This is a genomic window from Thiohalocapsa sp. ML1 (assembly GCF_001469165.1).
Taxonomy (GTDB): Bacteria; Pseudomonadota; Gammaproteobacteria; order Chromatiales; family Chromatiaceae; genus Thiohalocapsa.
Genome location: NZ_JABX01000001.1, coordinates 92,303 through 113,873, shown reverse-complemented (window position 1 = coordinate 113,873; position 21,571 = coordinate 92,303). Strand labels below are relative to the sequence as shown.

The 21,571-nt window shown below is 67.6% G+C and carries 14 protein-coding genes; 2 read left to right on the top strand and 12 right to left on the bottom strand.

The window, feature by feature from the left end:
• Positions 1 to 131 precede the first annotated feature (131 nt).
• Positions 132 to 854 carry a lipocalin family protein gene (locus ML01_RS00420; RefSeq protein ID WP_058553413.1) on the top strand — a complete coding sequence of 241 codons (723 nt, stop codon included), beginning with the start codon at positions 132 to 134 and terminating at the stop codon, positions 852 to 854.
• Between the two features lie 89 nt (positions 855 to 943).
• Here ML01_RS00420 and ML01_RS00415 read toward each other — a convergent pair whose 3' ends face one another.
• The 12 genes from ML01_RS00415 to ML01_RS00360 all read right to left on the bottom strand — a co-directional run bounded on the left by ML01_RS00415 (position 944) and on the right by ML01_RS00360 (position 20,456).
• Entirely contained in the window at positions 944 to 4,108 is a 3,165-nt protein-coding gene (locus ML01_RS00415) for a DEAD/DEAH box helicase (protein WP_058553412.1), read from the bottom strand.
• A gap of 22 nt (positions 4,109 to 4,130) precedes the next feature.
• A complete protein-coding gene (locus ML01_RS00410) occupies positions 4,131 to 7,616 on the bottom strand; it encodes an ATP-binding protein (RefSeq protein ID WP_058553411.1) in 3,486 nt (1,161 codons plus the stop codon).
• Complete coding sequence (locus tag ML01_RS00405; RefSeq protein WP_058553410.1) at positions 7,613 to 8,845, bottom strand: ATP-binding protein; 1,233 nt, start codon at positions 8,843 to 8,845, stop codon at positions 7,613 to 7,615. The genes ML01_RS00410 and ML01_RS00405 overlap by 4 nt, the downstream gene beginning before the upstream one ends.
• A gap of 195 nt (positions 8,846 to 9,040) precedes the next feature.
• Entirely contained in the window at positions 9,041 to 10,420 is a 1,380-nt protein-coding gene (locus ML01_RS00400; protein ID WP_082673799.1) for a ribonucleotide-diphosphate reductase subunit beta, read from the bottom strand.
• A 97-nt stretch (positions 10,421 to 10,517) separates the two neighbouring features.
• Entirely contained in the window at positions 10,518 to 11,177 is a 660-nt protein-coding gene (locus ML01_RS00395) for a phosphate-starvation-inducible PsiE family protein (protein WP_254045096.1), read from the bottom strand.
• Positions 11,178 to 11,307: 130 nt separating this feature from the next.
• A complete protein-coding gene (locus ML01_RS00390) occupies positions 11,308 to 12,351 on the bottom strand; it encodes a PdaC/SigV domain-containing protein (protein ID WP_058553409.1) in 1,044 nt (347 codons plus the stop codon).
• A 97-nt stretch (positions 12,352 to 12,448) separates the two neighbouring features.
• Complete coding sequence (locus ML01_RS00385) at positions 12,449 to 12,871, bottom strand: hypothetical protein (RefSeq protein WP_058553408.1); 423 nt, start codon at positions 12,869 to 12,871, stop codon at positions 12,449 to 12,451.
• Between the two features lie 274 nt (positions 12,872 to 13,145).
• Positions 13,146 to 13,718 (bottom strand): plasmid pRiA4b ORF-3 family protein, encoded by a 573-nt coding sequence (locus ML01_RS00380; RefSeq protein ID WP_058553407.1) that lies wholly within the window; start codon positions 13,716 to 13,718, stop codon positions 13,146 to 13,148.
• A 184-nt stretch (positions 13,719 to 13,902) separates the two neighbouring features.
• Positions 13,903 to 14,268 carry a hypothetical protein gene (locus tag ML01_RS00375; protein ID WP_058553406.1) on the bottom strand — a complete coding sequence of 122 codons (366 nt, stop codon included), beginning with the start codon at positions 14,266 to 14,268 and terminating at the stop codon, positions 13,903 to 13,905.
• A gap of 155 nt (positions 14,269 to 14,423) precedes the next feature.
• The gene (locus ML01_RS00370; protein ID WP_058553405.1) at positions 14,424 to 14,738 is read right to left on the bottom strand and encodes a type II toxin-antitoxin system HicB family antitoxin; all 315 of its coding nucleotides are present in this window, start codon (positions 14,736 to 14,738) and stop codon (positions 14,424 to 14,426) included.
• Between the two features lie 410 nt (positions 14,739 to 15,148).
• Positions 15,149 to 19,234, bottom strand: a complete 4,086-nt coding sequence (locus ML01_RS00365) for a ribonucleoside-diphosphate reductase subunit alpha (RefSeq protein ID WP_082673798.1) — start codon at positions 19,232 to 19,234, stop codon at positions 15,149 to 15,151.
• A gap of 475 nt (positions 19,235 to 19,709) precedes the next feature.
• Complete coding sequence (locus ML01_RS00360; RefSeq protein WP_058553404.1) at positions 19,710 to 20,456, bottom strand: hypothetical protein; 747 nt, start codon at positions 20,454 to 20,456, stop codon at positions 19,710 to 19,712.
• A 258-nt stretch (positions 20,457 to 20,714) separates the two neighbouring features.
• Between ML01_RS00360 and ML01_RS00355 the strand changes: the two genes are divergently transcribed.
• Positions 20,715 to 21,512 (top strand): c-type cytochrome, encoded by a 798-nt coding sequence (locus ML01_RS00355; protein ID WP_082673835.1) that lies wholly within the window; start codon positions 20,715 to 20,717, stop codon positions 21,510 to 21,512.
• The last annotated feature ends 59 nt before the right edge of the window (positions 21,513 to 21,571 follow it).

Genomic DNA, 21,571 nt, shown 5'->3' with positions numbered 1-21,571 from the left:
CGCGTGCCCAAACCGTACAATGTTCGCCTTTTGCCGCCGGCCGTCCGGGTCGGTGCGACAGCGCTACGGCCGGCCACGGCGTTTACCAGCGGGCCGTAGTGCCAGACCACGCAACGAGATTCGATCACAGCATGAAGAACGACGGATTCGGCTCAGGGCCGGAACAGCCGGGGCCGCCGACCGCAGTCGCCAAGCCGCGCCGTGCGCGCCGCCGCCCGGCTCGCAGCCTCGACACTTGGGCGGAAGAGATCTACTCCGCGCCGGCGGACAAGCCCGAGGGCGAGGCGCAGGTCATCGTCAGCACCCGGCTGCGCAAGCCGAAAGTGCACCTGATGGCGCCGGCGACGGCGCCGTTCGTGGATCTTCGCCGCTACATGGGTCGCTGGTACGAGATCGCGCGACTGCCCTATTTCACGCAGCGTCGCTGCGTCAAGGACGTGCAGGCGGACTACGTGCTGGGCGAGGACGACATGGTCTATGTCACCAACCGTTGCACGCACGAGGGCGGCAACCTCGGTACCGCCAAGGGGGTGGCCCGAGTCGTGGACCGCGGCAGCAACGCGCGCCTGGAGATCAGCTTCCGCACCCTGTACGGCGTGCACGTGCTCTGGGATGACTACTGGATCATCGGCCTCGGCGAAGACTACGACTATGCGCTGGTTGGCCAGCCGACCCGCAAGCGCGGCTGGGTGCTCGCCCGCGACCCGAACCCGCCGGAGGAGCAGATCCAGCGCTGGTTCGCGGAGTTCGCGGACAAGGGCTTTCCGGCCCAGGAGCTATTGCGTACGCGACAGGAGGGACCGGCAAAGGCCGAGGCCAAGCAGGCGTCCGCTGCGCTGGACGAGGCCGTTTAGTCGGCGCAGGGTCGCGAAGCCCTCTTTGGGCCCTTGGCCCTTGGCCCTTGGCCCTTGGCCCTTGGCCCTTGGCCCTCAGGCCTTGGCCCTTATGGCCGCAAACGTGACGCGCCGAGCTCGCTGCCGGAGACGAATGCCGCCACATCCGCCGCCAGCGCGGCGAGCAGCGCCGTCGGCACGTCGTCGCTGGCCTGCGCCAGGCTGTGCGCACGCAGGATGAGCGTCGCGTCGTCGGCGCGGAGTTGGCCCGCGGGCAGGGCATCAGCGTAGAGCCAGACGGCGGCCCGGGCGGGCTCGGGCGCTTGGTCCTGTCCGGCACGCAGGGCGGCGGCGTTGAGCAGGGCGCCGAGCAGCAGCTCGGCAGCGGGGGCGACGCAGTCCTGGCGCAGCAGCAGCTCCGCGGCGTCGAGCTTCTGGCGGGCGCGGCGCAACAGCGGCGGCTCGGCGGGTGCGGCGGGCTCGGCGTCGGCAGTGGCTTGGTAGAGCGGTGCCGCCTCGGCCACGGGTGATGCGGTGCCCAGGCGCTCGAGCCCGCGTAGCGTGCGGCGGTCGATGAGCGCGATGGGCACCTGCTCCGACAGGGCCGCGGCGCGCGCGTCGTCGGCGTCGTCCACGTGGTCGAGCACCACCAGCAGGCCGCCGCGGGCGGCCAGGATGCGCTCGATGCGCAGGCCGAAGTGGCGCTGGAGCAGCTCGATGCAGCGGCGGACCTCGGCGCCGACGGCGGTGCCGGTGCCGGCTGCTGCGGTCTCCGCTGCGGACGCGGGCTCCGGGGGCTCCACGGGCTCGTCCAGCTCGCCGGCGGGCTCGGCGTCGGCCAGGGCTGCGAGCGCCATCGGGGTGGCCGCGTCCGCCGGCAGGGCGGCGGGCGGGGGTGTTGCTGCGACGCTGCCGCCGGCCAGATCCTCTGCCAGCACCTCGGCAAGGCGCTTGGACATGCCGACAACATCCTCGTCGGCATCGATGTCCACCACGTTGTCGAACAGGTCGCGCTTGCCCTGCACCAGGCGCAGCACGTGCTCTTCGTAGGCGTCGGCGGCCACCAGATGCACGACCTGGACCTTGTTGCGCTGGCCGAGCCGGTGCACGCGCGCGACGCGCTGATCCAGCACGGCCGGGTTCCACGGCACGTCCAGGTTCACCAGCAGCGACGCGCATTGCAGGTTGAGGCCTGTGCCGCCGGCGTCGGTGGAGATGAACACCTGGCAGGCGTCGTCGTCGTGGAACTTGTCGAGCAGCGCACCGCGCTTGGCGCTCGGCACGCCGCCGTGCAGGCGCACGCAGCCTAAGCCCATGCGACGGACCTGTTCCTCCACCATCTCGCCCATTTTCTCCCACTGCGAGAAGACCACGGCCTTGAGTCCGGCGAGCTGGCAGCCTTCCTCCAGGATGCTCGCCAGCTCGTCGAGCTTCGGCGAGCCCCGGGTCTCCTTGTCCACGAGCCCGGCGGCGTCGCAGGCCATGCGGGCGCGCTGGAGCGACGCCATCATGCGGTTCTGCTCGGCCGGCGTCAGCGGGCGGCGCTTCATGATTTGCGCGAGCTTCGCGGCGGCGGCGACGGCCTCGTCGTGGATCTCTGCCTGCTTCGGCGACAGCGGCACGTCGCGGCGCTGCTCGATGCGGTCCGGCAGTTGGTCGCGCACCAAGGCGCGGTCGCGGCGCAGCATGACCGGCCCGAGGCGCCGGCGCAGCTCCGACAGATTGCGGTAGCCGAGCACCTTGCCGCGCTCGTCGGTGATGTGGAAGTCCACCATGTAACGCCACAGCGGCCCGAGCACGCGCGGGTCCACTACCTGCATCAGGCTGTAGAGATCCTCCAGGCGGTTCTCCAGCGGGGTGCCGCTCAGCACGAAGGCATAGCGCGAGGGGATGCGCTTGATGGCGGTGGCGATCCGGGTGCGCCAGTTCTTGATGCGCTGGGCCTCGTCCAGGATCAACAAATCGGGCGACAGCGTCTCGTTGATGACGCTCAAGTCCCGCAGCACCAGCTCGTAGTTGATGATGTAGAAGCCGCTGCCCTTGCGGTACTGCACGCCTCGCGCCGAGGCCGGCCCCTGCACCAGGTGCGCCGCGGCGCCGGTGAAGCGCTCGATTTCGCGCTGCCACTGAAACTTGAGCGAGGCGGGGCAGACCACGAGCACGCGCTCGACGTTGTCGTTGCGGTGCAGCCAGTGGGCGGCGGCGATGGCCTGGAGGGTCTTGCCGAGGCCCATGTCGTCCGCGAGCAGCGCACGGCCGCGGCCCACCAGAAAGGCGACGCCGTCCACCTGATACGGATAGAGCCGGGCGCGGATCTCGGGCAGCCGGCCGCCGCCGGCCTGAATCCGCTCGGCGATGTCGCGGGCGCGCAGTTCCCGGGCGGCGTCGTCGGCGAGGCGGCGGGCGAAGCCCAGCGCATCGTCGCCGATCAAGAGCTCATCGCCGCCGTGCTGCTCGGCGAAGGCGAGAAACTCATCCGGCAGCCGGCCGCGGAAGGCGCCGTCGGCGTCGAACCACTGTGCCAGCACCGGCCCCAGGTGAGCGGCGATCTCGGCGGAGCGGTGCAGCCGGATGCGCGGGGCGTCGTCGCGCTGCCAGTCCAGATAGACGTAGGGCCGCGGCGCGGGCTGCTTGCCGATCAGTTTGAAGTCCTTGCGCTTGCCGATGCGGTGCAGCACCGCCTCGATGTGCTTGCAGGTGCCGAGCTGGTTGGTCGCGAAATCCGGGCAGGTGCAGTGGTTGGCGCGCTCCGTGAGCGAGCGGATCTGCACCTGCCAGTTGGATTGCACCGGGCTCGCGCCGGTGCCGATGGAGCGCGCGCGCCACGTGCCGAACCAGGGCGCGTCGTCGTGCTCGCCGGCGACGGGCTCGACCTGCACCTCCGCACGTCCGCGCTTGACCCGTTCCGCGATGGCCGCGGCAAGGGCGTCGCCGAGCTTGACATCCGGCGGCTCCGCGGTGCCGAAGGCGAGCAGCGCGGCCAGCGCGTGCACGCAGAGACCGCCATCCGCGTCGGCGCCGCCGCAGTCGCAGGCGTACCAGAGGTTGCCGTCGGCGTCATAGCCCAGGGTCAGCGCCAGATGCTCTTCGCTCTCCTCGTCCTCCACGTCGGCCTGGATCTCGCCGTCGATGAACTTGACCGCGACCACGCGCTTGTCCTGAGTATGGCGCCAAGCGCGGCGCAGCAGCGCCTCGCCGGCCAGCGCTTGCAGCTCCTCGTTGTCGAACAGGAAGTCGGTCGCGGTGGCATGCGCTGGGCTGGGGGTCGGGGACATGATCACTCCGGGTTGGGTAGGGTCATGCGGTCTGGGGTCGAGCCAGAAAGCGCAGCGGGCCGTCGAAGTGCTCGCGCGGCAGGGGCGAGGGCGTGTCGGTCGGTGTGCCGTCGAGCATCTGGACATGGCCGGTCTCGGGATCGAGACGGAGCTTGGCGGTGTAGACCTGGCTCGCGTAGCCGATCGTCGCCGAGTAGACCGGGCGGCTGTCATCCTCGGTCGTGAGCAGGCGCCAGGGCGAAACAGGCGTGGCCGGCGCGAGTGCTGCCGCAAGCGTCGGCTCCGCGACGGCATCCGGCAGGTCGTCCGCGTCGATGATCTCGAAGCGGCCGGCCTCGCCGCGGACGGCTGCGCAGAACCACCGCGTGTAGTCGGCTCTGGCGCGCGCGGTGTCGAGCCGGATACGCCCGTCGGCGACCAGCGTCTGCGGGACGGCGCTCTTTCCGTCCAGCAGCACCAGCCCGTCTGCGCCCGCCAAGAGGTCCAGCGCGCCGGCCTGGTCTGCGCCCGCGACCTGCACGTGGATCAGGTCCAGGTCGCTGAAGGACAGGGGGCGGCGCTCGATAAGCACGACGCTCAGGCTCGGCCGCCCCAGCCGGTCCCAGCCCGGTCCGGCCGGCGCCAGCGCCCTAAGCGCGTCCGGCAGCTCGGGGAGCATGCGCCCGAGCAGACTCCGCGCGGCGGCGAGGTCGAGCCGCTGCCAGGCGCCGGGAAGCAGGTGCGCGGGATGCGGCGCGGTGGCGTCGCCGTAGTGTGCGAGCAGGGCGTCGGAGTCGATGGCATCGGCGCTCGGCGGCTCCGTGTTCCAGAACGCCCGCTGCCGCTCCGCGTCCGCCGCCTCGGCGAGCCGGCGCTCGACGGTGATCAGCAGCGCATCCAGCTCCCGGTCCAGCTCGTCCGGCTCGGTACGGAACAGGTTGATGAGCCAAGGCGTCAGCAGCCCGCGCTCCTCCCGCGGCAGGCCGAGCAGCACCTCCGGGCGTTGCGCGGATTTGTACTCGACGCCGGCCGCGAGCAGCCGCAGCGGCAGTTGCAGTTGCGGGATGTCGCGGGCCAGCTCTCGCCAGGTGTCGAGCCAGGCGCGGGCGGTTTGCTCCGGAATCCAGTCGATGGCCAAGACGCGAAGGCTCCGGACCAGCGCCTCGCCAAGCTCAGTGAGCAGGCCGTGTTTGTCGAACAGCTCAAGCCAGAGCGCGATGTGGCGGCGCCAGATGGGGGGGCTTTGGGTGCGGGCGGGGAGCCAGCGGACTGGGACGAGATCTCGGCCCGACCAAACCGGCGGGCGAGTCTCGGCGAGGAGCCGATCGAGCGCGGTGCAGCCCTCCTCCCAGCGGTCGAGCCAGAGCAGGATGTCAGCGGACAGGAAGGTTCGCCGGAACGAGTCAACAGCGCTGTAGCCCGGCCGAGGCTGCTCCAGCAGACCAAGTGCCTCGGCGGGCCAGCCTAAAAGGGTCAACTCGGCCGCCTTGGCGTAGGTAACTGACGTTCCGCTGCGATCGAGATCGGGGTCAATCTCCGCCGCCAGATCGAAACTGCCAATCGCGGTCTCGAAATCGCCTAGGTCGGCGCTTGCATAGCCGCGATAGACCTGAAGCACCGCCGACTCGGGCATGAGCCGGGTCAAGCCGTTGGTGAGGCGCTCGATCGTCCGCGCTCGTCCCTGCTCCTGCAACGCGCCCAGTAGCTGGCTCCAGGCGTCCATGCGGCGCGGTTCCAGGGCCAGCGCCTTGCCTAAGGCCCGCACGGCCTCGTCGTGCCGATCTAGGCCCCAGAGGTCGATGGCGCGCTGATGCCAGTCGGCCGCGCTCTCGGGTTCGCCGGCCAGCTCGATCGCGCGCGCCAGATATCGCTGGGCTTCGGCGTTGCTTCCGGCGCGCTTGAGGTTCCAGGCGTGGTTGCGATTCAGCGCCGGATCTCCGGGCTTCAGCTCGACCGCCCGACCCGAAGCGTGCAGGGCTTCGTCGATAAGGCCGAGCTTGCTACAAATGATGCCTTGCTGGCTCCAACCGACGCTGATCTCGGGGTCGATCTCGGTCACGCGCCGCCAACACGCGAGCTGATCTTCAAGCGAAGCCTCTAACGCCGCAAGACAAACCGCCTTGCGGCACCAACAATTCTCGTCGTCGGGGTCACGCTCCAATGCGCAGTTAATCTGTGCGAGCGCCCGCTGAAGGTCGCCCTCCTGCATGGCGCTCAGGAACGCCTGCTCCAACGACGCCCGCAGCGGGTCCGGCTCCGACTTGGCCCGCTCGACGGCCGCTTGCAGATGGCTGCGCTCCAGGTCGCAGGCGGTAGCGCTGCCGGCCAGCTCCGCCAGCTCGCGGCCGCTGTACCAGATGCGCAGGAAGTCGATGAAGAGCGGGATAGTCTCGCCGCGCTGCTCCTTGACCTCCAGGCACAGGCGCATCAGCGGCTCGCGCAGCTCGTAGTAGTTGTTGCGGCCGATGCTGTCGGCTTGCAGCACATAGCCCAGCTCCACCAGCTTGCCGAGCTGCGTGGATGCGCTCTGCGGGGTGACCATGACCTCGCGGGCGATGGTCTTGACCGGCACGGCGACCTTGAGCCGGCGCAGCGTATCGACAATGCCCCGCTGCAAGGGCGCGAGCCGGGCCATGCGCGACTGGTAGTAGGGGGTCAACTCGTCCATGAGCTTCATGAACGGCTGCACCAGGTCATCTAAGGACTCGCGGCTCAGAAAGTCGTGGAAGATCACGTAGACGCGCGGGTTGCCGCCGGCCAGGTAGTGCACCGCGCGCACGCGGGCGAGGCCGAGCGGGCTCCAGATCAGGTCCGCAAGCGCCGTGTCGCCGGCGTGCTCGGCGAGTCGGGCGAGCAGCGCGGCGGCGTCCTCGACGCCGAAGGGCTCCAATCGCTGGGTGCGGAAGAAGCCGTAGAAGGCCTCTTTCTGGTCCGTCAGCGGGTCGGTGAGGCTGGTCGTGGTGGCCAGTATGGCGACGCGCCCGGTGTTCTGGATCAACGCGCGCAGCTTGCGCTGGCCGTCCTGGCGCAGGTCGGCGAGCAGGTCGTCCAGGTTCTCCACCAGCAGCAGCAGTGCGCGCGCGCGCGCCGGGTCTTCGGCGGGGTCTTGCAGCGCCTCGGCGATCAGTGCCTCCAGCATGGCCTCCTGGTGGCCGGTGTCGGCAACGTCGAGCACGGCCTCCAGGCGCTCGCCGAGCCAGCCCAGGTCCGGCTCGTCGTCCCGCAAGCGGCGCAGGATCAGCGCGAGCAACTGAGCGTAGCCGGGCACGTAGGGGTCTTCCGGCAGCCAGGCGATGCGCAGCCGCGCGGTCAGCTCCGCATCGGCACGGACGCGGTGGTTGATCAGCGCGACCAGGTGGGTCTTGCCGATGCCGCGCGGGCCGACCAGGAGGCGCTGGTGCTTGTTGTCGGTGAGCGCGCTGTCGCGGATGCTGGCCAGGAGGCTTCGGGCGAGCGGCTCGCGGGCGACGAAGAGCGCCTCCAGCTTGTCCGGGTCGCTGGGGGTGAAGGTGGAATGACCGTTGGTCATGGTTGGCCGGCTCCCGCGGGGGCATCTGCCGGCAGTGGCCCCAGACCCAGATCGAGCCGCCACCAGCGGCGGATGAGCGGGAAGCGAAAGCCGAAGCGGCCGTCGGCATCCTGGCCCAGGTAGTGATCGCGCTGCATCAGCTTGAGCAGCCGGCGCAGCGGCTCGCGGTCGGGGCCGCAGAGGGCGCGGGCGGTGTCGCTGTCCGGCCGGAATTGGAGCGTGAGCGCCTCGTGCAGGTCGCCGAGGGCGAGCGGTCCGCGTTCCGCGAGGGTATCGAGCAGCGCGCGAGCCGCTGCCGCCTTGGGGCCGTAATAGCTGGCCAGGCGGCTGCGGTAATGCTCCAGTTGCCAGGGGTCGTTCGGGTCGGTCAGGGCGTGTTGGATGATGCGGGCGGCCAGGTCGGGCGTCGCCGCCTGCCCCCCGTCGGCCAGCTTGGCCACGACGTGCTGGATGTAGTACGCGATGCCGTCCAGCTCGCGGGCGATGTGCTCGGCCGCGGCCGATGCGTCGGCGCCGTCGAGCCCCTCGCCGCGCACCAGCAATAGGGCCAGCTCCGTCGCGTCCGGCTGTGCCAGCGGCGGAATCTCCACCGTGCGCATGTCGTTGATTGGTGAGTGCACCCAGCCGTCGTCTTGCAGGCTGGTCAGGACGTGATGCAGCCCGATGGAGCCGGTGAATACCAAGCGCAGGCGCGCGTGGGTTTGGCGCAGCCCGCGCAGGATGTCCAGCAGGTCCACGACCACGGCCTCACCCTCGGCGCGGGCGATCTTCTGCAAGGCCCAGGGGAATTCGTCCCAGATCAGGGCCACCCGCGGCTCCGCGTTCGCGGCGAGGCCGCCGAGCAGGCGCTCCAGTGCCGTCTTCCAGGGCACGCCTTTGGCGCCGGGCAGCTTGAGCACGCCTGCGACCTCCGTGCCGCCCAGCGCGGCCCACAGGTCAACAAGCCAACGCTTGGCCTGACTGGAGCCGCCCAGGTGGCCGCCGATGGACTGCGCCGTGCGCTCCACCAGCTCTGCCGGGCTGCTGACCCGCTCCGCATCCATGTACACGGCGCACAGATCGGCGGTCGGCTCGGCCATCATCTTGCGGATGATCGTGGTCTTGCCCATGCGCCGCTCGGCGGTCAGGACCAGGCCCTGCCCGTCCAGCATCGACCACAGCCGAGCGATGAGGGGGTCGCGCCCGACCACGTGCTCGGGCGCGATGATACCGCCGGGAACCGCTTTCATATGACCTTAAAGATGCGCATCAGGTAGGACGTACGTCAACTCTAGCGTGCTTTTGGGTGCGTGCAAAGCCCGCTGTAGCGAAGACACCGCGTTGCCATCGGCCCCGCCGAGGTCAGGATGCAGACTCCCGGCGATGCTGCAGCGTTGCGGCCGCGCGCCGCGAGGGCGGGCCGGCTGGAAGCCGGCCCCACCGAATCAGTCCCAGCTCAGCGCCCCGCCGGTCTGGTACTCGGTGACGCGAGTCTCGAAGAAGTTCTTCTCCTTCTTGAGGTCCAGCACCTCGCTCATCCACGGGAAGGGGTTCGCGGCGCCTGGGTACTGCTCCGGCAGGCCGATCTGCGCGCAGCGGCGGTTGGCGATGAACTTGAGGTACTCCTCAAACATCGGCGCGTTCAATCCCAGCACGCCGCGGGGCATGGTCTCGTGGGCGTAGCGGGCCTCCAGCTCCACGGCCTCGCGGATCATCGCCACCAGCTCCTGGCGGAAGGTCTCGGTCCAGAGGTGCGGGTTCTCGATCTTGATCTGGTTGATGACGTCGATGCCGAAGTTCATGTGCATGGACTCATCGCGCAGGATGTACTGGAACTGCTCGGCAGTGCCGGTCATCTTATTGCGCCGACCCATGCTCAGCACCTGCACGAAGCCGACATAGAAGAAGATGCCCTCGAAGATGACGTAGAAGGCGACCAGCTCGCGCAATAGCCGCTGGTCATTCTGCGGCGTGCCGGTGTGAAAATGCGGGTCCGCCAGGTATTGCGTGAAGGGCAGCGCCCATTCCGCCTTGCGGGCCACCGCGGGCACCTCGCGGTACATGTTGAAGATCTCGCCCTCGTCTAGCCCTAAGCTCTCGACGACGTATTGATAGGCGTGGGTGTGTAGCGCTTCCTCGAAGGCCTGGCGCAGCAGGTATTGGCGGCACTCCGGATTGGTGATGTGGCGATACACCGCTAGCACCAGGTTGTTCGCCACCAGGGAGTCCGCCGTCGAGAAGAAGCCGAGATTGCGCTTGATGATGGTGCGCTCGTCATCGGTCAGCCCGTGCGGGTCCTTCCACAGCGCGATGTCCGCGTTCATGTTGATCTCTTGCGGCATCCAGTGGTTGGCGCAACCGTCGAGATACTTCTGCCAGGCCCAGTCGTACTTGAAGGGTACGAGCTGATTCAGGTCCGCTTGGCAGTTGATGATGCGCTTGTCGTCTACGCGCAGGCGCCCGGCACCCATCTCCAGGTTCTCAAGCCCGGTCGCACCGCCGTGGGCCTCGCGGTCGTAGGGCAGGGGCTCGGCGCGCGCAGAAGGTGCCGCGACGGGCGGTTCCTCGTCCAGCAGCGAGCGCTGCACCGGCAGCGGGTTCGGGTTCACCACCGGCGCGGCACCGGCGGTGCGCATCAGCGCGTCGTTGGCGACCAAGCCGCCGCCCGGGCGCACCGCGGGCGACGGTTGTTGCTCCTCCGTCAGCGCGAAATCGTCTTCGCCGTCGGCCGCGAGGAACGGCTCATCGCCGAAGCTTGCATGCCGCGGCGCATCGTTGCGCGGGCGGGTGTTCAGGTTGGCGAGCGGGTCGTCCCAATTCAGCATGAGGTCTACTCCGACTACTCTGTGGATGGTGTGTTGGTGCCGAGCGAAGGCCTGGTCACCGCGGGGGCCGGGCTTGGGCGGCGGGGCCGCATGGCGATCAATGCTCCCCGCCCCCGGGCGGCGGACCGCCGGCGTCCGCCTGCGAGACCAGCCAGTAGGCGACGCCCAGCGCCAGCACGATCGCGCCGATGCCGATGAGGTCCAGCGCCGTGTATTGCTCCGTGTCCAGGATGATGATCTTCCGCGCAATGGCCATCATCGCCGTCGCGACGACCAGCTTGACGGGAAACACGTCCGTGCGCAGGTACAGCGTGATGTTCGCGAAGATCTCATAGGCAATGAGCACGGCGAGGAAGGCGCCGAAGGTCTGCACGATGTTCGGCACCATGAAGTACGGGGGTCGCGACATGCTGCCGTAGAGCGTGTGGATGACGCTGACAACGCCCTCGATGATGACCACGACCATGGCGATGGCCAGCACATAGGTCGCGATCCGCAGCACCCGGTGTAGGAACCGCAGCACCGGGTCGGGTGCCCGGGTCGGGAATTCTTCGTGCCCGCGTGGCAATAGATTCATGGACTGGTCCCCGGCCGGCGTGGGCAGCGGCGCATCCTGTGGCTGCTCGCCGCCGCCCCGGCGCCGCCGGCGCACGAGCAGCGTGCCGAGCAGGCCTGCAGCCGCCACCGCGGCGAGGACGACGGCGACGCGGGCAAAGTCTGGCCAGTCCCACCATGACAGGGTGTCGGCTTCTGGCATTGGGGGCTCCGTCTGGCTGGCATTGATGGGAGCAATCTGGGTACATGTCTTCGGTGCTCAGGCGGTGCAAGGCTAACCGTCCAGTGCGGGGTATCAGCCGAGGCGCCGCGACCGTTCGGCGTCCGCATCCTCACAGTCGCCCGTTCGGGAAAAGCCGCGGGTTGAGCACGCGCCTCAGCGCCGAGTAGGGCACCTTCACGTCGTGAAAGCCGATGGCATAGGGCCCGACCTGATACTGCTCGAAGACCACCCGCAGCCCGTCGCCCAGCGGCAGCAGCTTCTGGTAGTTCTCGGCAGTGGGCGCCGTGCCGGTCATGAGCCACTCCTCGCCGCCCCTGAACACGGCCTGCCCCGCCAGCGCCTTGTAGCTGTGCTCGGACAGCGCCTTGAGCCAGGGGCTCCCGGGCTTGAACAGGCCCGCCGGCGGCACGCGCTTGCCCGTGTCGCGGTCGATGACCACGGGCAAGTGCGCGACGCCGCCGTGGGCGCCGCCGGTATAGCTGTAGCTCGCGAGCCCGATAGACCAGAACCGCGGTGCCGCGTACACCTCGCCGTAGTCGATGTCGAGCGCCCAAGGCTGCCCTACATGCCCGCCCTCGGCGAGCATCTCCCGGTACATCTGCCGGAAGTCATCCACCTCCGTCTCGACGACGCCGGCCAGCGTGCGCTCCGCGGCGGCGGCGGCCTTGTCGCCGCCGAGGCGCGGATAGGCCGCCTTGACTTCGAACCGTGGCCCTTCTTGGGTTATGCGCACCGATTTGGCCGTGCGTTGGAGCTTGGGCTCACCCATCGCCGCCGTCGCTGCGCTGCCGCCGCCCGGCTTGTCGGCGGCACTGCGTGCCGGCGCCCCGCCCAAGGCAGAGATGCGCGCCCGGTAGGCGTCGGCGACGCAGGTGCTATCTGGGCAACGGTCGCGCAGGCGCAGCCAATCCCGCTGCGCGCGCTTCATCGCCGCCGGTTCGGCTGCGCTGCGGCGGGCCTCGGCGTACAGCCGGCCGAGCTCGGTGTCGAGTCGGCCCAACTCCGCGTCGGCGCAGATGAGCTTCTCGATGCGGGTGCCGGCCTTCGCGCAGTCGAAGCTCGCGGCCGTCGCCATCGGCGCCGCGGCCACAAGCGGGAGCAGGCCCGCCACGCGGAACAGGATGGCGATGCTGTGTTGCCGATTGATGGTCATATCGGTCCTGCCCTCTCAGGTTGGTTGGTCCACGCAATCGACCTGCTGCGGTGCCTCATCGCGCCGATGCATCGCGGCCGGCGCAGGCCGCCGTTGCTCAATCGTAGGGACCAAGGAAGATCATGCCGCCCCAGAACACCGCACAAACCAAGGAAAATGAAAAACACGCCCGCATCAAAAAGAACTGCGCCGAATGGGTAGCCTGCAGCGCCTCCCGGAACAGGCCCACGTCGTCCGGCAGGTTCGTCTCCGCCACCACGATGGCCTTGACCAGGCGCTGTTGAATGTCGATGGAGCGCCAGATGATCAGCATGACGATAATGGACCACAGGAACAGCACCATGTTTGCCGCTCGCGCCGTGTGCGGGTGGATCTGCACCTTGTCGAAGGCAAGCATCAGCGCGGTAATGGCCAACACCTGCACGATCACGTTGACATTGAAGCGGGACCAGAACCGATCCAGCTCCGAATTCAGCGTCGCGATGTAGATTTCGAGATAGCGAGGGATCTGAATGGTCATTGTTCGGTTGTCGGCCTTGTCGTGATGGTGCCTGTTCAAGTGTCCCGGCTGCGTACGCGCACAATCGCGCCGCCGCCGCCGACGGCGCATGATCCGCCTTGATCACAACTCCGACCACAGCAGCCGTCGCCTGCGCAGTCAGGCCATCCTGGCCTGACGCCACCAGGGCTTGAAGCCCTGGCTGCGCACGGACCCGCGGCGCGGGCCGGGATAAGGATCAAGGCCGTATGATCGACCAGGCAGAACTGCTGATCAGCCCCTGCAGCACGCCCGTCTACGAACGGTTTTGCAATCCGGAGAGCGCGAAATTGGCGGCCCTTTCATCGAATTCCTCGGCATCGAATGGCCCCCCTACCCATTCCAGCATCGACTCGTGCTCCGGATCGGCAGGATCGGCCAGGACCTTGAGCAAGGCGGCATAGCCCCAGACGCCCCCGCAATCTTCCGGGGGGCAGGCGCGCTTACCCTTGATGCACACCGGCAGCGCTTCCTCCTTATCGTAGGGCAGCACCTGCTCGAGCATGATCTGATGCTCCCAGCCGTCGCCGAAGTCATACTCGTAGCTTATCGACTGCTTCTCTCGTGTGAGTAGGTCATGCAGCTTGACCTTGCTTTCATCTTCGACCCCCATGTCCTCCCCGAAGTCATTGTCCGGGACACCGAAAAATACGCCTTGAGCTTCAAACTGGTGCAAGTGACAATCCAGCCAGCCCATTACGAGCTGGATCACCAGGTGGAGCTGATCGAGACGGATATCGCTCGGCACGAGCACCCGCCGCCAGATCGGCGGCTTTGCGCCCTTCAGCGTGATCTTCAGTTGGTAAGTCCGCTTCGGTTGTCTTGCCATGGGATGGCCTCCCCCATCGAGTTGGTCAGTGTCAGGAGTATCAAGTGCGACGCCGCTCTGGGTCCAATAGGTCCAATAAGGGGTCGGTCCAATAAGGGGTCAGGTCCAATAAAGAGTTAGCGCCCTTTTCCGGAGTCACTTGCTCCGCGTGCCTGTTGCAAGAGCGGTGCGTCAATGTTTATCCTCAGACAAACTCCCGAATAAACTCATAGTATCCCCGTGGGCCTGACGCGGAGTGGCGCTTGACAGAGCGCTTGATCTTATCGATGCATGACAGGTACTCCTTGAGGGTCAAGTCGTTGATCTTGTCGATGCGCTCGCGACCGACGGCGACACACCAATCGACGATGGGTTCGGTGCCGGGCAGGATCTTGAGCGGCTCGTTCTTGGCGTAGCCGAAGGCCTGCTTGGCGGCGACCTTGGCGCTGTCCAGCGCGAACATGCATTGGGTGTCGGTGAGCGTCGGCGAGCGGTCGTACAAGCTGCGCAGGCCGACCTCAATGTTCTGCAAGACGTCGATGTGCGGGTCTTCGTTGGAGTCTGTTGTCACGTGCGATTCCCGTGGTGGTGGTTGGCGTTAGGGTATCGGTGAGCTCTTATGGCGTGTGCGGATGTGGCGCGCGGCTGCGCCAGCCGGGCCGACTAAAGTCGGCGTACCCAGGGGAGGGGAGGCCGGTCATTGTTGACGCACCCGGGTCAGACGCATTAGGCCCCCGCCTTGATCCGCTTCGCGATCCACTGGTTCAAGCTTATGCCCTCCGCTTCAGCGCGGGTCGCGGCGCGCCGGTGGAGCTCCGGGGGAAGGCGCAGCGGGACTCTGCCGTTGAAGCTGCGATCGGGCTGCTCGCCGCGCTCGGCGCAGAAGGCGAGGTAGTCGTCAATGCTGTCGTGAAACGCCTGCTCGACTTCCGCAAAGCTTTCGCCCTCAAAGGTGATGACATCGCGCAGGCCGATGGCCCGGCCGAAGAAGCTGCCGTCCTCGGGCTCGACGGCGCCTTGGTAGCCCTTGTACTCAAGCATTGTCATCCTCCGAAACTGGTAGCGGGTGAGCCGCAGGGTCTTGTCGGCGCGGGACGAGATTATCTGGCGGCGGCAGGAAGTCCGGGACGGTTTCGCTGTCGCCTAGGGGCTCATCTGTGTAGAGCTGATTGTTGTGGACTTCCGCTGTTGCTGTCGACATTGAACCGATCTCACGCCGGGGCAGTAGAGTGCGGCTGTCGCCGCGTGGGCGGACTGAAGTCGGCGTATCCAGGTCGGGCCGACGAAAGGCGGCGTACCCAGAGCGGGCCGACTAAAGTCGGCGTACCCAGAGCGGGCCGACTAAAGTCGGCGTACCCGGGCAGCCGACCAGACGCCGGCGGTCTCAGTCCGCGCGCTCGCCATTTCAAACTTCACCCTTCAAACTTCACCCTTCAAACTTCACCCTTTTCTTATTGGCAACTCTCGCACTCCGGATCCAGCACCGAGCACGCCTTCGGCTCGGTGGCACCCGCGCCATTACCTTTTCCGTTGCTCTTGCCCACGCTGATGTAGCTGCCGCCGACGGCCGAGAGCCGATTCGACTTGGTCGCGTCGTCCATGGTGGACTTCTCGACGTGGGTGGCGCCCATGGAGCGGAGGTAATAGGTGGTCTTGAGGCCGCGCACCCAGGCGAGCTTGTAGAGGTTGTCGAGCTTCTTGCCAGAGGGCTCGCTCATGTAGAGGTTCAGGCTCTGGGCTTGGTCGAGCCACTTCTGCCGGCGGCTGCCGGCTTCAACCAGCCAGCGGGCGTCGATCTCAAACGCCGTGGCGTAGGTCTGCTTGATGTCGTCCGGGATGCGGTCGATCTGCTGCACGCTACCGTCGTAGTACTTGAGGTCATTGACCATGACGCGGTCCCAGAGACCGTGCTCCTTGAGGTCTGCAACCAGGTAGGGGTTGACGACGGTGAACTCGCCGGAGAGGTTCGACTTGACGAACAGGTTCTGATACGTCGGCTCGATGGACTGGCTGACGCCACAGATGTTGCTGATGGTCGCCGTCGGCGCGATGGCCATGCAGTTGCTGTTGCGCATGCCGACAGTGGTGACCCGCTCGCGCAGCCGGTCCCAGTCCATGGTGAAGCCGGTGTCCATTTCGAGATAGCCGCCGCGCCCTTCGGCGAGCAGTCGAATGCTGTCGATGGGCAGGATGCCCTGGCTCCACAGGCTGCCCTGGAAGCTCTGATAGCGCCCGCGCTCTTCGGCCAAGTCCGTGCTGGCCTCAATGGCGTAATAGCTCAGGATCTCCATGCTCTGGTCCGCGAACTGCACGGCGCCCGGGGTCGCGTAGGCGATGCCGAGCTTATACAGCGCGTCCTGAAAGCCCATGATGCCTAAGCCCACCGGGCGGTGGCGCAGGTTGGATTTCCGCGCCTGCGGCACGTTGTAGAAGTTGTAATCGATGACGTTGTCGAGCATCCGCATGGCGGTGCCGACGGTCTGCTTGAGCTTGGCGGTGTCGAGGCCGTTCGGGCCGACATGGTTGGCGAGATTCACGCTGCCGAGGTTGCAGACCGCGATCTCCTGATCGTTGGTGTGCAAGGTGATCTCGGTGCAGAGATTGGATGAATGCACCTGACCCACGTGCTGGTTGGTATAGCGCAGGTTGCACGGGTCCTTGAAGGTGATCCACGGATGGCCGGTCTCGAACAGCATGGCGAGCATCTTGCGCCACAGGTCCACGGCCTTGATGCGCTTGTAGACACGCAGCTCCCCGCGCTCGCCGCGTTCCTCATAGGCCGTGTAGGCGCGCTCGAACGCCTGGCCCATCAGGTCGTGCAGGTCCGGCGTCTCGTCCGGGCTGAACAGGCTCCAGTGCTGGTCTTCTGCGACGCGCTTCATGAACAGGTCCGGCACCCAGTTGGCGGTGTTCATGTCGTGGGTGCGGCGGCGGTCGTCGCCGGTGTTCTTGCGCAGGTCCAGAAACTCCTCGATGTCTACGTGCCAGGTTTCGAGGTACGCGCAGACGGCGCCCTTGCGCTTGCCGCCGTTGTGCACCAGCGCGGCGGCGGTCATGTAGCTCTCGTCGCCATCGACCTTGAGGTCATGCACTTGGCCCACCGGCGCGATGGGCTCGACGGCCTTGACGCGGGTGAAGACCCAGTTGCCGAGCCGAAACCAGTTCTGCTTGGTGAGCGCCGGCACGCCGACCAGGTCCGCCACCATCGGCGCTGCCGGGATGCGCAGATCGAAGGCGCGGGTGGTGCCGGTGAAGGACACGACGCTGCCATCGGAGCGCGTGCCCACATGGCCGTTGTCGCGCTCGCGGTACTGACCGGCGCAGGGTATCCCCAAGCGCAGCAATTGGTAGCGCAGGCCTTCTGCGAGCGCGGCGGAAGTGCTGGTGAAATAGATCTCCTTGCCTCGGCTGACGCCGCCGTCGGTCTCCAAGAGACCCTGGATCAGCGCCAGCGCCTGGTTGTGTGGCAGGTGGCTGAAGCGCCGAGCGATGCGCTTGTTGCGGCTCGCGTCGTACAGGTCGGCTTCCGCGAAGGGCAGTGCGGCCTGGCCTTGCCCGACCCACTGGCCGGTGGTGGCGCAGCGCGCGAGGCCCTTGCCGACGGACCACTTGATCTGGAGGTAGCTGTCGCCCCTCACGCTCTCCCAGAAGTGGATGCCGTGCTCGCTAAGATACGCGCGGACAAAATCCAGATGCCGGCTGTCGCGCGCGGGATTGCCGGAGATGCCGAATTCACAGCCGCGGGTGAGGTGCCCGTCGCCGAGCAGGATGCCGTAGAAGCGCGCGTCGGCCTCGGTGAAGCCGTCCACCGGCAGCACCTCGCCCGGGATCACCTGCGCCACGTAGTCGCCGCGGCCGAGCTCACCCGCGTCGACCCAGTCCGGCTTGAGCTTGCCCGCGTCGATCTGGCTCAGTGTGCGCTCGATGGACTGCTCCTGCGGCACGCCCTGGATGGCCCAAAACGGATGGCCGGCGGTGACGCGCAGGTCGTTGATCGAATGCTTGACCCGCACCCGCACCATCGGCGCGTCCTTCTGCTCGTAGACGAAATGCTCGGTGACCTCGCGGTAGCGCCCGCGCTGGCCGAGCACCAGGTCGCCGCGCTTGATGTCGGCAATGGGCTTGAGGCCGTCCGCGCTGAACACGGTGGTGTCCGGCGCGAAGCACTGATTCACGGCCACCGCCGTGTCATTCGCCACCTTCAAGAACGGCACCACGCCCTGCGACTTGCCGTTCGTGCCCTTGATGTGCGCGCCCATGCCGCGCACGCGGGACCAGTCGTTGCCTAAGCCCCCGGCAAACTTGCTCAAGAGCGCATTGTCCTTGATGGCGCCGTAGATGCCGTCGAGATCGTCCGGCACCGTGGTCAGGTAGCAACTGCTCAACTGCGGCCGGAGCGTGCCGGAGTTGAACAGCGTCGGCGTGCTGCTCATGAAGTCGAAGCTGGAGAGCAGCTCGTAGAACTCGATGGCTCGCTCCTCGCGGTCGATCTCGTTGATGGCGAGCCCCATGGCGACGCGCATGAAGAAGGCCTGCGGCAGCTCGAAGCGCACGCCGCGGTCGGTGTGGATGAAGTAGCGGTCGTAGAGGGTCTGGAGCCCGAGGTAGGTGAACTGGAGATCGCGCTCGGGCTTGAGCGCGGCGCCGAGGCGGGCGAGGTCATAGCGGCTGAGCTGCTTGTCCACCAGCTCCAGATCGCCGGCGCGCTGGATGTAGGCCGCCAGGTAGTCCGCGTAGCGCTCGTCCATGTCGCGCTGGGTCTCGACGCCGACGGCCATGCCCAGGAAGCCCAGCGCCTCGCGCCGTAGGATATCCAGCAGCAGGCGCGCGGCGGCCTGGCTGTAGGCGGGCTCGCGCTCGATCATGGCCCGCGCGGACATCACCAGCGCCTGACTCACGTCGGCCTCGTTGACGCCGTCAAACAGATTGCGCAGCGTGTCCTTCAGGATGGCATCGGCGTCGACGCCATCGAGCCCGCGGGCGGCCTCTTCGACGAGCCGCGCGAGCCGCTCCGTGTCCAGCGGCCGGGTGCTGCCGTCCGGCAGCGTGACGCTGATGCTCGGGGTGCCTGCGGCGTCCGGGGCAGTCACGGCGGCGGTCTTCTCAGCGCGCTCGCGGGCGCGGGCGTCTCGATAGAGCACATAGTCGCGGGCGACCTTGTGCTCGCCGGCGCGCATCAGCGCGAGCTCCACCTGGTCCTGGATGTCCTCGATGTGCACGGTGCCGCCGCCCGGTAGCCGACGGGTCAGCGCGCTCGCGACCTGCTCGGCCAGTTCTTCGACGCGATCGTGGATGCGCGACGACGCCGCGGCGCCGCCCCCCTCCACGGCCAGGAAGGCCTTGGTCATGGCGACCTTGATCTTGTTCGGATCGAAATGCGTGACCTTGCCGTTGCGGCGGATCACCTGCACCCGACCCGGCTGGTGCGCGCCGATGTCGGCGGTGTAGGCGGGCAGGTCGTCCTGGGCCGCGCGCGCGGCGCCGGCGTGCTCGGATTGCTTGGGCGTGGTGTCGTCGGCGCGGGTCGCGGCGGCCATGGCGGTTCTCCTGGCGTGTGGTGGTTCGGTTTGTCGTCTTTCGCTTTGTCGTCTAGGGAAATGCGACCGGGCCGTCGGACCCGCGGAGCTGTTCCCGCTCCGTGCCCGAGACACGTCAACTCCTCGCCCCCAGCTTCAATGCTCGGAATATATATGCTCGTGGTGACCTGTCAACCACAAGATATTGTGCTCAAGTCCGTTGGAAAGCCGTTAGCGAGCTGTGCGAAATCTGTGGATAACTTGGTGCCGACAGTGCGCGAGGGTGCGCTATTGCGGGCTTCGGCTGTGGATAGTCGACGGGTGTGAGGGCCGGGCTCGGCGGAGCGCCCGGCGACGGGCGGCAGCGGCAGGCGGCGGGGGCCAAGGGCCAAGGGCAGAGGGATGCGCTCCTCGGCCCTCGGCCCTCGGCGCTTGATTCAACTGGCGCCGACGCGCTGCGCGACACGCGCTTCGGAGTTCCGCCGGGGGCGGTGGCTCAGCGCACTTCGACGACGAAGTACTTGGACGGAGTCTGGCGTTGGAGGTTGACCTGCGCCGAATAGGTGCGGGTCTCGCCCGGCTGCAGCTCCGGGATGTCTGCGGGGGTGATGGTCTGGGTCTTATCGAGTCGCGCGGCGCCGGTCTGGAGTCCGGACTCGTCGAACAGCACGATGTCCACCTGCGGCAGGATCGGCCCCGTGCGCGCGTTGTGCACGACGGTGGTGAACTCGATGGTACTGAGATCGCCCAGGCCGGACTTCACGAAGGTGATGTTCTTCACGTACTGATCGTTGAGCTCGATCTGCCGATCGAACACCAGCTCGTCGACGCCGGGGATGCGATTGGCGAGCAGGATGCGCAGATCGTTGTTGAGCTCGGTGATGCGCTCCCGCGCCTTGGCGAGCTCCGCCTCCATTTGTTTCTGCTCCACCGTCAGCGACGTTTCCTCCATGCGCAGGCGCTTGCTGTGGAAATAGAGCACGACGGAAAACACGATGCTGGCCACGAGCCCCGCGGCGAGCCCCGCGGCGAGGATGCGCAGCCGCCGGATCTTGCGCTTGCTGCTGCTCGAGGTGCGGTGATGCGTGGGGCCGCTCCTGCGGGGCCGGAGCTGGCCGTACACGGGCTCCGCCATGCCCTCCTGCCGACGCTGGCCATCGCCATAGCTGGGCTGCGCACCGCCGCGCGCTGGGATGTCACTCGGGCCGCGGCCCTGCCAGTCCGGATTGCGGAAGTCGTTCATCGCCGGGGTCCCATGTTGAATTACCCTGTCGTCCTCGCGCTCAAGCGGGCGAAGCAGCGAATCTTACAGTCCGCCGACGCTACTGTCAGTGCTGCGCGTCGGAATCTATGACGGAGTCGGTTGACAGTGCGCCTCCGGCGACGAGACAGCTCATCCGGCCAATGCGATACTTGGAAGGCGACCGTCGGCGCAGCTCGCCCGGCAGCCGCCGGGACCCGCAGGCGCGACATGCGGGCCCATCCGCATCTGGAGGACCCCATGTTCGTTGTACGCTCCCGCCGCCATCCTTTGCCGCCGGCCCTTGTCTTGCTCGCGGTGCTGTCCGTGCCCGCTGCCGGGCTCTGCGAGTCCGCAGCCGAGCCGCCACCCGCGGACCCGGCGGCCGTGGCCGCCGCCGAGTACGACCAAGTCATGGCGCTGACACCCGATATCGACAACGGCCGTCGCGCCTATCTGACCTGCGCGGTCTGTCACCTGCCGGAGGGCTGGGGCAGCATCGACGGCAGCTATCCGCAGATCGCGGGCCAGTTGCGCACCGTCATCATCAAGCAGTTGGCCGACTTCCGCGCCGGCAACCGCGATAATCCGCTCATGTACCCTTTCTCGGTGCCCAGCATCCTCGGCGGGCCGCAGGAGATGGCCGACGTCGCGGCCTACGTGGCCGCGCTGCCGATGACGGCTGACAACGGCTTGGGCCCAGGCACCGACCTCGAGCGCGGCGAGCAGCTCTATCGCGAGCAGTGCATGGATTGCCATGGCCCCGCCGGCGAGGGGGACGTGCAGGACCACATCCCCGCGCTTGCGGGCCAGCATTACGCCTATCTCGTGCACCAGTTCGATCAGATCCGCGCCGGCGAGCGGCGCAACGCGGACTCCAAGATGACCAAACAGATCGAGCACTTCACCGCTGCCGACGAATCCGCGGTGCTGGACTACACCTCCCGGCTGCGCCCACCCGCGGACAAGCTTGCACCGCCGGGCTGGACCAACCCGGACTTCCCGAGCTTCGTCCGCGATGCCGCCGGCATCCGCGCGACGCCGCCCGCGACGCCGTAGCGGGCGGATTCCGCAGACCGGCAAGGCACTGAAGCGAGGGCCAAGGGCCAAGGGCCGAG